This is a genomic window from Streptomyces sp. NPDC057486, from assembly GCF_042802415.1.
Lineage (GTDB): Bacteria > Actinomycetota > Actinomycetes > Streptomycetales > Streptomycetaceae > Streptomyces > Streptomyces yanii.
On sequence record NZ_JBHVEE010000215.1, the window covers coordinates 1 to 10,521 of the forward strand.

At 69.8% G+C, this 10,521-nt stretch carries 8 protein-coding genes and 1 pseudogene; 4 read left to right on the top strand and 5 right to left on the bottom strand.

What is annotated here, in order from left to right:
* Nucleotides 1–37: 37 nt before the first annotated feature.
* The 4 genes from ACFU6I_RS45995 to ACFU6I_RS46010 form a co-directional block, all read right to left on the bottom strand.
* Nucleotides 38–763, bottom strand: a complete 726-nt coding sequence (locus ACFU6I_RS45995) for an ABC transporter permease (RefSeq protein WP_384379809.1) — start codon at nucleotides 761–763, stop codon at nucleotides 38–40.
* A 34-nt stretch (nucleotides 764–797) separates the two neighbouring features.
* On the bottom strand, nucleotides 798–1,526 hold the full coding sequence (locus ACFU6I_RS46000; protein ID WP_384379827.1) for an ABC transporter permease: 729 nt from the start codon (nucleotides 1,524–1,526) through the stop codon (nucleotides 798–800).
* 184 nt (nucleotides 1,527–1,710) lie between these two features.
* On the bottom strand, nucleotides 1,711–2,685 hold the full coding sequence (locus tag ACFU6I_RS46005) for an ABC transporter ATP-binding protein (RefSeq protein WP_384379830.1): 975 nt from the start codon (nucleotides 2,683–2,685) through the stop codon (nucleotides 1,711–1,713).
* Between the two features lie 94 nt (nucleotides 2,686–2,779).
* A complete protein-coding gene (locus ACFU6I_RS46010; protein WP_384379812.1) occupies nucleotides 2,780–4,045 on the bottom strand; it encodes an NYN domain-containing protein in 1,266 nt (421 codons plus the stop codon).
* 223 nt (nucleotides 4,046–4,268) lie between these two features.
* Here ACFU6I_RS46010 and ACFU6I_RS46015 point away from each other — a divergent pair, with 223 nt between their 5' ends.
* Nucleotides 4,269–4,442, top strand: coding sequence for a hypothetical protein (locus ACFU6I_RS46015; RefSeq protein WP_384379815.1), 174 nt, complete (start codon nucleotides 4,269–4,271; stop codon nucleotides 4,440–4,442).
* Nucleotides 4,443–4,531: 89 nt separating this feature from the next.
* Here the strand turns inward: ACFU6I_RS46015 and dnaE are convergent, their stop codons facing one another.
* Nucleotides 4,532–8,068: a DNA polymerase III subunit alpha gene (gene dnaE, locus ACFU6I_RS46020; protein ID WP_384379818.1), complete on the bottom strand. Its 3,537-nt coding sequence runs from the start codon at nucleotides 8,066–8,068 to the stop codon at nucleotides 4,532–4,534.
* 168 nt (nucleotides 8,069–8,236) lie between these two features.
* Between dnaE and ACFU6I_RS46025 the strand changes: the two genes are divergently transcribed.
* The 3 genes and pseudogenes from ACFU6I_RS46025 to ACFU6I_RS46035 form a co-directional block, all read left to right on the top strand.
* On the top strand, nucleotides 8,237–9,562 hold the full coding sequence (locus ACFU6I_RS46025; RefSeq protein WP_384379821.1) for a DUF2252 domain-containing protein: 1,326 nt from the start codon (nucleotides 8,237–8,239) through the stop codon (nucleotides 9,560–9,562).
* Nucleotides 9,563–9,627: 65 nt separating this feature from the next.
* Nucleotides 9,628–10,359: a hypothetical protein gene (locus ACFU6I_RS46030; protein ID WP_384379824.1), complete on the top strand. Its 732-nt coding sequence runs from the start codon at nucleotides 9,628–9,630 to the stop codon at nucleotides 10,357–10,359.
* A gap of 43 nt (nucleotides 10,360–10,402) precedes the next feature.
* Nucleotides 10,403–10,521, top strand: a pseudogene (locus tag ACFU6I_RS46035) (DsbA family protein); the annotation flags it as partial.

Below are 10,521 nucleotides of genomic sequence, written 5' to 3' on the forward strand. Positions count from 1 at the left end.
CTGCGCGCAGCGGCCCCACCCCGCCCCTTCCCGCTCCCTACGACTCCGTCGGAGGCGACGGAGGGGACGAAGGCGAGGACGGAGGCGAAGGCGAAGGCGAAGGCCCCGCCGAGCCCGCACCCCCCGGCCCACCTCCCGGCACACCCCAGACTCCCCAGTCCGGCTCCGGATCCCGCGGCCCGAACGCCGCGGTCAGCGCCAGATGAACGACCATCGCCGCCAGCGACCAGGCCAGCAACGCACCCTTCGCGTGGAGGTCGAGCGGTGCGTCGAACACCACGCCCTTGCCGACCTCACGCGCATGGGCGACCACATCACGTTCCGGTCCGAGCCAGACGCCCACCCCCCAGGCCACCAGCGACCCGAGCAGCCCGCCCAGGGCGAGCCCCACGACCAGCGCGATCCCGCCACGTCGGTGGAACCAGAAGGCCAGCGCCGCGGACACCGCCCCGAACGCGAGCGCGAGCAGCACGAACGTCCCGTCGCCCCCGATCGCCTCCTCGCCCTCGCTGTCCTTGAGGAAGACCGCCTGGCTGTCGGAGATCAGCGGGACCCGCGGCGACAACCACAGCCACAGCAGTCCGAGCCCGACGCCGGCCACCGTCAGCAGGACGGCGACGACGGCCGCCCGCCGCAGATCCGCCCGCGGATCGTGCTCCTCCTGAGACTCCAGGAAGGTCCCCGGACCGGAGCCACCGCCCCTCGGCGGCGTCTGCCAGGGGCCGTGGGACGAGGGCTGGTGGGGTGTCAGAGGTGCGCTCACCTTGCCATCGTGCCAGGCGCCCCTGTGCGGCGCCTCACCGGACCGCTGCCCTGCGGTACGCCCAGGTCGCCACGGCCAGGGAGAGGACGCCGACGACGGCGCAGACGGCAAGATCGAGAACGACGACCGCCCAGTCGGGATGGGCGTCGAACGACCGGGACAGGGCCTCGACGCCGTACGTCGAGGGCAGCAGATCACGTGCCCAGCCGATCGGCGCGGGCATCCGGCCGGCCGGCAGCACCCCCAGCAGCAGCGCCGCCGACATACCGAGCTGTCCGAGCAGTGTGGCGAGCTCCTGCCGGGGCGCGAGCAGTCCGAGCGCGGCACCCAGCCCGGACAGTGCGGCTCCGGCGAGCGGAATGACGGCGACGAGCACCCACAGGTGGGTCATCGGCAGTTGGAAAAGCACGCTCCCGGTGACCGCGGTGACGATCGTGCCGGGCACGGTGAAGGAGGCGTACGCCCCCGCCGCACCGAGCACCACCGCGGCGGGCGGCACCGGCAGGGTGGCGTAGTGGTCGAGCCCGCCGCCGGCCCGTAGCTGCCCGAAGTACTGGGCGAGCAGATTGAGCGCGACGAAGGCGACGACGAGGACGCTGGATCCGGCGACGACGGCCCGTGCCTCGGAACCGCCGTCGACGACGCCGCGCATCAGGATCATGATCCCGACGGACTGGAAGGTCGCCACGAAGAGCAGCGGGATGCGGGCGACTCTGGCCCGGGACAGCTGGGCGCGGTACACGGCCGAGAGCGAGGGAAGCAGCCGGGCCCGAGGCGCGAGCGGCGCGGCAACGCCGCCGGAGCCGTCCTCGGTCCCGCCCTCGGCGGCGGAACCGCTTGCGGCCGTCGTCCGGGCACCGGCCGCCTCCGCAGGAACAATGCTCGTCACCTGGTGCTGCTCCCGTTCGGTCCCTGCCCGGCCGTACATCCGTACCCGATCGCCGCGGTCATGCCTTCACCAGCCCCTGCGTGGCGCCCCCGCCGAGCGCCAGGTAGACGTCCTCCAGGCTCGGTGTCGCCAGAGTGAAATCGTCGAGTGCGGCGAACGCGGCCCCGCCGGTCACCGCGGCGACCGCCGACCGCGCCTCGTCCGGCCCGAGCCGCAGCACCCAGCGGCGCCCGGACTCCTGCGCGGACTGTCGCAGCACGGCCACCTCGGGGACGTCCAGGGGCGCGCGGTCGCGCCACACCAGCTCGACCCGGACCTCGCCCGCCACCCGCTCCTTGAGGCCGGTGGGCGTGTCGCAGGCGATGACCTTGCCGCGTTCGAGGACGGCGACCCGGTCGAGGACGGTCTCGGCCTCGATGACGTTGTGGGTGACCAGCAGCACCGTCGTACCGTGCTCGGCGCGACGCCGGTCGACGGCGGCCCAGACGGCGCGCCGGGCGACGGGGTCCATCCCGGTCGTCGGTTCGTCCAGGATCAGGACCGGCCGCTCCCCGACCAGGGCGGCGGCGAAGCAGGCAAGCCGCCGCTGCCCGCCGGAAAGCTTCTTCAGAGGGCGCGCCGCGATGTCGGTGAGGCCGAGCTCTTCGAGTACGGCGTCGCGCGCGGCGCGTGCCTCCCGTACCGCGAGTCCGCGCAGCCGCCCGGTGGTCTCGGCGGCGAGCGAAACGGTCAGCTCGTCGAGGGCCGTGGACTCCTGACCGAGGTAGCCGATCAGCCGGGAGGCCCGCTCGGGGTGGCGCACGAGGTCGTGCCCCAGCATCTCGACGCTGCCGGAGTCGGGCCGCATCAGCCCGGTGAGCTGGCGTACGAGCGTGGACTTGCCCGCACCGTTGGGCCCGAGAAGTCCGAAGATCTCACCGCGTCGGACGTCGAGGCTGATCCCGTCGGTCGCGCGCACCTCGGGGGTGGCGGGCGTGCCGCGGCGGCCGCGGGCGGCGGGATAGGTCTTGACCAGATCACGCACCGCGCACACGGTCCCGGTCGCCGTCTGCGCCTGTGCTGTGCCCGTACTCACGAGGTACGAGGGTACGGGGTCGGACGCCCCTTATTGCGCCCGGGCTGCCGGACTACTCCACCACGGGGGCGTGTTCGGCCGCCGCGCGCACGTCGATCTCGCGCCAGAAACCCGCCCGGATCGCGTATCGGTCGTGTTCGTCGATCTGGTCGTCCTTGTGGGCGAGCAGGCCGAACCGCGCCGCGTACCGCAGCAGCTCACCGTCGATGCGGTGCGGGATCCGCGGGTACATGGTGGACAGCTTCTGCAGATGGACGGTCTCCGGCAGCCGTTCCATCCAGCGCCGGGCGAAGACCTGCCCCACCTCGAACGGGTCACCGCCGACCGTGGTGATGTCCTCCTCACGGTCCGCCCAGCGCTGCTCGGCGGAGGTGAGCTGGGCAAGGGTGGGCAGCGAGGCGGTCTCGGCGGGTTCGCCGAGCGGTCCGCCGCGCTCCATCCAGCCCCTGTCGGAGGACCAGCGCAGGGTCGCGGTCGCCGGGGGCTGCGCCGCGGGCTGTGCGGCAGCGGTCGGGTTGCCGGGGCCGCGCAGGGTGCCCGCCAGGTCCTTGGGGGTGGGGACAGCCTTGCCGCCGTGAGCGACCGGGGCGTGCGCGGTTTCCTCGACGGTGGGCACCGCCTCGCCGTTGCGGGCGGCGGCCGCCTGGGCCTCCGAGGCGCGTTCGGCGGAGGCGGCGAGGGCCGCCTCGGGCAGTGGCGCGGAGAGGATCGCGGCGATCTCGGGGCGAGTTGCGGGGGGCGGGGCGCAGCTGCCGCCGTTGTCCTTGGCCCGCACGGCCTGGGTGATCCAGGCCCGGTCGAGCACCCGGCGTTCGTCGGCCTCGGCGACCAGGTCCTCGGACTGGTTGTAGTCCCCGTCGGCGGCCTGCACGGCCCAGAGATGGACGGCCACACCGTGTTCCTTGGCAGACATCAGTCCGGGCAACAGATCACCGTCGCCGGTCACCAGGACGACGTCGGAGCAGGCGCGGTTCCTGGCCAGCTCGGTGAGCTCGGCGTGCATGGCGGCGTCGACGCCCTTCTGCGCCCAACGTCCGTCACTCCGAGTGAGCGCCCCGAGCCTCACGGTCACCCTGGGCATGACGCGCAGCCTGCGGTGTTCGGGCTGCGGGACGCGGTCGGGGGCGCCGTCGAACCAGTAGATCCGCAGCAGCGGCTGCTGTGTATCGGCTTCGGCCCGCTCGCGCAGGCCCTGAATCAGCGCCGCGTGGTCGACGGTGATGCGGGAACGGGCGGGCTCTCCCGCCAGCAGACTCGCGGCTGCGCCCAGCAAGTAGCCGGCGTCCACCAGGACGACGCAACGGTCCACGCGATCCACCCTCTTCCAGAATTCGGGAATGGGTTCTGCTCAGGGTTTCCTCGAAGTCTGCCCGACGGCGTGAGGGTTGACGGCCGGAACTCGATCATCGGCGTGGCGGATACGGAAAACGGCGCATGATACCCCCTCACTACGCACGGTAATGATCCAACATGCGCTGTATATGCCGGTATGTGAATCTGACAGCGGTCCTGGCCCCGAGATTCCGCACAGGAGGAACACCATGGCCAAGAACAAGAACCGCAAGCAGGGCAGCCAGCAGAACCGCGCGTCCATACCGGAGCGCGACGCGGAGGAGACGAAGTCGACGGCTTACGAGTCGCAGTCCCAGTCGCAGGCCCAGGGCAGCCCTGCTGATGTTGCCCGTAAGCAGCAGCGGCGCTTCGGCCACAACTGACCGGTCGTCTCCGGTCCGGCCACAGGCCGGTAGCCGAGAGAGGCGCTCCCGCATGGCGGGGCGCCTCTCCCGTGCGTTGCGGGTGCCGCTCAGCCGGCCAGGCAGGACGGGCCGAGCAGCACCTTCAGGTCACCGAAGAGCGCCGGGTCGGGCTGGACCCGGTGCCGGTCGAGCCGGAGGACGGTGGTCTTGCGGGGGCCCTGGAGCTTGATCCGCACCTCGGTGTTGCCGCGGTGGTTGCTGAGCACCTCGCCGAGGCGGGCGACCATCGGCGGGGTGATCTTGACCGTCGGGATGGTGAGCACCACCGGCGCGTTGGTCCCGGCCGACGAGAGGTCGGGCACCTGCATCTCCATGGCGACCAGTCGCGGAATGTCCTCGCGCTTGTCGAGCCGTCCCTTGACGAAGACGACGGTGTCCTCGACGAGCTGGGTGGAGACCAGCTGGTACGTGGCCGGGAAGAACATGCACTCGATGGAACCGGCCAGGTCCTCGACGGTGGCGATGGCCCAGGCGTTGCCCTGCTTGGTCATCTTCCGCTGGAGCCCGGAGATGATGCCGCCGATGGTGACGATCGCCCCGTCGGCGTGTTCGCCACCGGTGAGCTGGGAGATCGCCGCGTCGGACTTGTCGGACAGCACGTGTTCGATACCGAAGAGCGGGTGGTCCGAGACGTACAGCCCGAGCATTTCGCGCTCCTGGGCCAGCAGGTACGACTTCTCCCACTCGACGTCGGAGAACTCGACGTCGAGTCCGAAGCCGGGCTCGTCGCTGTCCTCCTCGCCGCCGCCGAAGAGGTCGAACTGCCCCTCGGCCTCCTTGCGCTTGACCTGCACCACGTTGTCGATCATCGGCTCGTGGTGGGCGACGAGGCCCTTGCGGGTGTGGCCCATCTCGTCGAAGGCGCCGGCCTTGATCAGTGACTCGACGGTGCGCTTGTTGCAGACCACCGCCTCGACCTTGTCGAGGAAGTCGGGGAAGCTGCTGTACTTCCCCTTCGCCTTGCGGCACCGAATGATCGAGTCGACGACGTTCTGTCCGACGTTACGGATGGCGGTCAGCCCGAAGAGGATGACGTCATCGCCCTGGGCGGCGAAGTTCGACTCGGACTCGTTGACGTTGGGTGGGAGCACCTTGATGCCCATGCGGCGGCACTCGTTGAGGTAGACCGCGGACTTGTCCTTGTCGTCCTTGACCGAGGTCAGCAGCGCCGCCATGTACTCGGCGGGGTAGTTCGCCTTGAGGTACGCGGTCCAGTACGTGACCAGTCCGTACGCGGAGGAGTGCGCCTTGTTGAACGCGTACCCGGCGAACGGGACCAGTACGTCCCACAGCGCCTGGATCGCCGCGTCGGAGAAGCCGTTCTTCTTGGCGCCCGCCTGGAACAGCACGAAGTTCTTCGCCAGCTCGTCGGGCTTCTTCTTGCCCATCACGCGGCGCAGGATGTCGGCCTCGCCGAGCGAGTACCCGGCGATGATCTGGGCGGCCTTCTGCACCTGCTCCTGGTAGACGATCAGGCCGTAGGTCAGGCCGAGCGTCTCCTTGAGCGGCTCCTCCAGCTCCGGGTGGATCGGGGTGATCTCCTGGCGGCCGTTCTTGCGCTCGGCGTAGTTCGTGTGCGAGTTCATGCCCATCGGACCCGGCCGGTACAGGGCCGAGACGGCGGAAATGTCCTCGAAGTTGTCGGGCTGCATCTGGCGCAGCAGCGAACGCATCGGACCGCCGTCGAACTGGAAGACGCCGAGCGTGTCACCGCGGCAGAGCAGCTCGTACGTCTTGGGGTCGTCCAGCGGGAGCGCGAGCATCTCCAGGTCGATGCCCTTGTTGGCCTTCACCATCTTGATGGCGTCGTCCATGATCGTGAGGTTGCGCAGGCCGAGGAAGTCCATCTTCAGCAGGCCGAGCGACTCGCACTGCGGGTAGTCCCACTGCGTGATGGTGACGCCGTCGGTGTGCCGCACCCAGACCGGGGCGTGGTCGACGATGGGCTCACTGGACATGATCACGCCGGCGGCGTGCACACCCATCTGCCGGACCAGCCCCTCGACGCCCTTGGCGGTGTCGATGACCTTCTTGACGTCCGGCTCGTTCTCGTACATCCCCCGGATCTCGCCCGCCTCGCTGTACCGCGGGTGCTTGGGGTCGGTGATGCCGGAGAGGTCGATGCCCTTGCCGAGGACGTCGGCGGGCATGGCCTTGGTGAGCCGGTCGCCCATCGCGTACGGGTAGCCGAGGACGCGGGCGGAGTCCTTGATCGCGTTCTTGGCCTTGATCTTGCCGTACGTGCCGATCATGGCGACCTTGTCGGCGCCGTACTTCTCCGTCACGTACCTGATCACTTCGACGCGCCGACGCTCGTCGAAGTCGATGTCGACATCGGGCATGGAGACACGCTCGGGGTTGAGGAACCGCTCGAAGATCAGTCCGTGCTCGATCGGGTCGAGGTCGGTGATGCCCATCGCGTACGCGACGATCGAACCGGCCGCGGAGCCACGCCCGGGGCCCACCGCGATGCCGTTGTTCTTGGCCCACATGATGAAGTCGGCGACGACGAGGAAGTACCCCGGGAACCCCATCTGGATGATGACGTCCATCTCGTACTCGGCCTGCTTCTGCCGGTCCTCGGGGACGCCGGCCGGGAAGCGCCGGTTCATGCCGACCCGGACCTCCTCCTGGAACCAGGTGACCTCGGTGAAGCCGTCCGGGATCTCGAACTTCGGCATCAGGTCGCGCTTCTCGAACATCCCGCTGGTGTCGATCTGCTCGGCGACCAGCAGGGTGTTGGCGCACCCCTGCTGCCAGGCGTCGGAGGAGTCGACGGCGTACATCTCGTCCGTCGTCTTGAGGTAGTAGCCCGTGCCGTCGAACCGGAAACGGTCGGGGTCGGAGAGGTTCTTGCCGGTCTGGATGCAGAGCAGCGCGTCGTGCGCGGTGGCCTCGCTGGCGTACGTGTAGTGCGAGTCGTTCGTGACGAGCGGCGGGATGTTGAGCTTCTTGCCGATTTCGAGGAGTCCGTCACGGACCCGGCGCTCGATCTCGATGCCGTGGTCCATGAGCTCCAGGAAGTACTTGCCCTCGCCGAAGATGTCCTTGTAGTCGGACGCAGCCTGGACCGCCTCGTCGAACTGACCGAGCCGCAGCCGCGTCTGCACCTCGCCGGACGGACAGCCGGTGGACGCGATCAGCCCCTCGGACCACTGGGCGATGGTCTCCTTGTCCATGCGCGGCCACTTCTGCAGCCAGCCCTCGGCGTACGCGTCCGAGGAGAGCCGGAAGAGGTTGTGAAGACCGGTCTTGTTCGCCGCCCAGATCGTCTTGTGGGTGTAGCCACCCGAACCCGAGACGTCGTCGCGCTTCTGGTGCGGCTGGCCCCACTGGATCTTCCGCTTGTGCTTGCGCGACTCCGGGGCGACGTAGGCCTCGATGCCGATGATCGGCGTCACCTCGGCCTTCTTCGCCTGGTGGAAGAAGTCGTACGCCCCGTGCAGGTTGCCGTGGTCCGTCATCGCGATGTGCGACATGCCCATTTCATTGCAGGCAGCGAACATGTCCTTGAGCCGCGCGGCACCGTCCAGCAGCGAGTACTGGGTGTGGACGTGAAGGTGCGTAAAAGGCGGCTTGGTCACGGCGTCGGGCCTCCGGGGAAACAAGCAATGACGGACAGGGGGACAGCCTGGAAGTCTACGTCTCCGGTCCGACAACCGAGGGGCACTCCCGGGTACCGTCGCGCGTTGAGGGGACGGAGACGCCTGTCCCGTTCGTCATGCACGCCAGGTACCAGGAGGCACCCAGAAATGTCGGAAGCGCAGACCGGCGCAGCGCAGCGCGGGGAGCAGATTCTCGAGGTTTTCGACACCGCCTTCGGCCAGCTCCTGGCCGCCGATCCGGCTGCCTTCCGGGTCAAGTTCCGCAAGATGGCAGGCTCGGCGTTCGCCTTCTACCGGGGCACGGCGTGCCTGTTCTACGACGACCTGGAGCGGGAGCGGCACGGCGGCCCGTACCTGGACGACCGGACCGGCCGGGTGTGGATCCACGGCGATCTGCACGCGGAGAACTTCGGCACGTACATGGATGCGAACGGCCGGCTGATCTTCAATGTGAACGACTTCGATGAGGCGTACATCGGCCCGTTCACCTGGGACCTCAAGCGGTTCGCCGCCTCCGTCGCGCTGATCGGGTACGCGAAGGCGCTGGGCGACGACCAGATCAGTGAGCTCGTCCGGGTCTACGCGGCGGCATACCGCGAGCGGATCCACGCGCTCGCAACGGGCGCGAAGAACGACGAGGTGCCGCCGTTCACGCTGGACACCGCCGAGGGCCCGCTGCTGGCCGCGCTGCACGAAGCCCGGTCGCTGACCCGGTTCTCGCTGCTCGACTCGATGACGGAGATCCGGGACTTCGAGCGCCGGTTCGCGGACGGCGGCGGCGCGATCGATCTGGACGCGGCGACGCGCTACAAGGTGCTGGCGGCGTTCGACGGCTATCTGGAGACGCTGCCCGAGTCGAGCCTGACCCGCCCCGACTCGTACCGGGTGAAGGACGTCGTCGGCCGCCGTGGCATCGGCATCGGCTCGGCCGGGCTGCCCTCGTACAACATCCTTCTGGAGGGCAACAGCGACGCCCTGGAGAACGATGTGGTGATCTACCTCAAGCAGGCACAGATCCCGGCGGTCTCCCGGCACATCACCGACGCGGCCGTGCGCGACTACTTCCAGCACGAGGGGCACCGCACGGTCATCTCCCAGCGCGCCCTGCAGGCGCACGCCGACCCTTGGCTGGGGTGGACCGAGCTGGACGGTGCGGGTCAGCTGGTCGCCGAGGTCTCGCCGTACGCGGTGGACCTGGACTGGTCCGACATCGACGAGCCCGACGAGATCGCGGCGGTCGTCGCCGACCTCGGCCGGGCGACGGCGACGATGCACTCCGCCGCGGACGACGAGAGCGGCCACTCGCTGGTGCCGTTCTCCACGGAGCGGGCGATCGACGCGGCGATCGCTGCGGACGAGGAGGGCTTCGCCGGACTGCTGGTGGACTTCGCGCACAGCTACGGGGCGCGGGCACGGGCCGACCACCAGATCTTCGTGGACCTCTTCCGCAACGGCCGCATCCCGGGGCTGTAGATCTCCTCACGTGCCACACCCCCTTTAGGCGGCGCTGACAGGTTCACATGGCACACTCTCGAACGATGGACATATCCGGGACGCAGCTCAGAGTCGTACGCGCGGCGCTATTCACAGCGCTCGTCGTGACGCTCTCCACTGCGTCCCACGTGCTGCTCTCCCAGGTCCCACTGCCGCTGACCGTGGTCGGCGGGCTGGCCGGTCTGGTCTTCGTCGCGGCGTACGCGCTGGCCGGCCGGGAGCGCGGTTTCGGCGCGATCGCCGGGCTGCTGGTGCCGCTGGAACTGGCCGCGGACACGGTCTTCACCACCGGCCAGCACCTCTGTTACGGAGCGGCGGGCGGCCCGATCGCGGGTCCGCTGCGTTCGGTCGGCGTCGATGTCCTGTGCGGCGGCGGCGAGGTCGATGCCGGTGGGGCTCAGCTCGGCGGGGTGGGCGCGGTCGGCACCCCGCTCTCCTCGGTGGCCGGTGCCGGACATGGCGCCGCCGCCCTGCTGGCCTCTCCCGGTCCCGCTGTGCCGTGGCTGCTGCTGGCCGCCCATGTGTCGGTCGGTCTGCTGGCCGCGGCATGGCTGCGACGCGGCGAGTCCGCGCTCGCCGGTCTGCTGCGAGCGGTCGCCGCCACGGCGTTCCGGCCGCTGCTGATCGCGGTCGCCGTGGCGGGTACGGTCCGCCGCTCCGTACGGCGTGCCGCCGGGCCCGCCCCGTACCGCCCGCACCTGCTCGCGCACGCCCGCCTCCTCGTGCACTCCGTGGGACGGAGGGGACCGCCTCGCTCGGCCTGCGCCACCGCCTGAGCCAGGACAGTCCCCGACAACCCCACACCACGGAGAAACAACCATGAGCAAGCGCAACAGCCAGGCCAACAAGGCAGCCGCCCGCGAGCGGCTGCGCGCGGAGCGCGAGCGCCAGGCCAAGAAGGACAAGGTCCGCAAGCAGGTGATCGTCGGCGTCTCGGT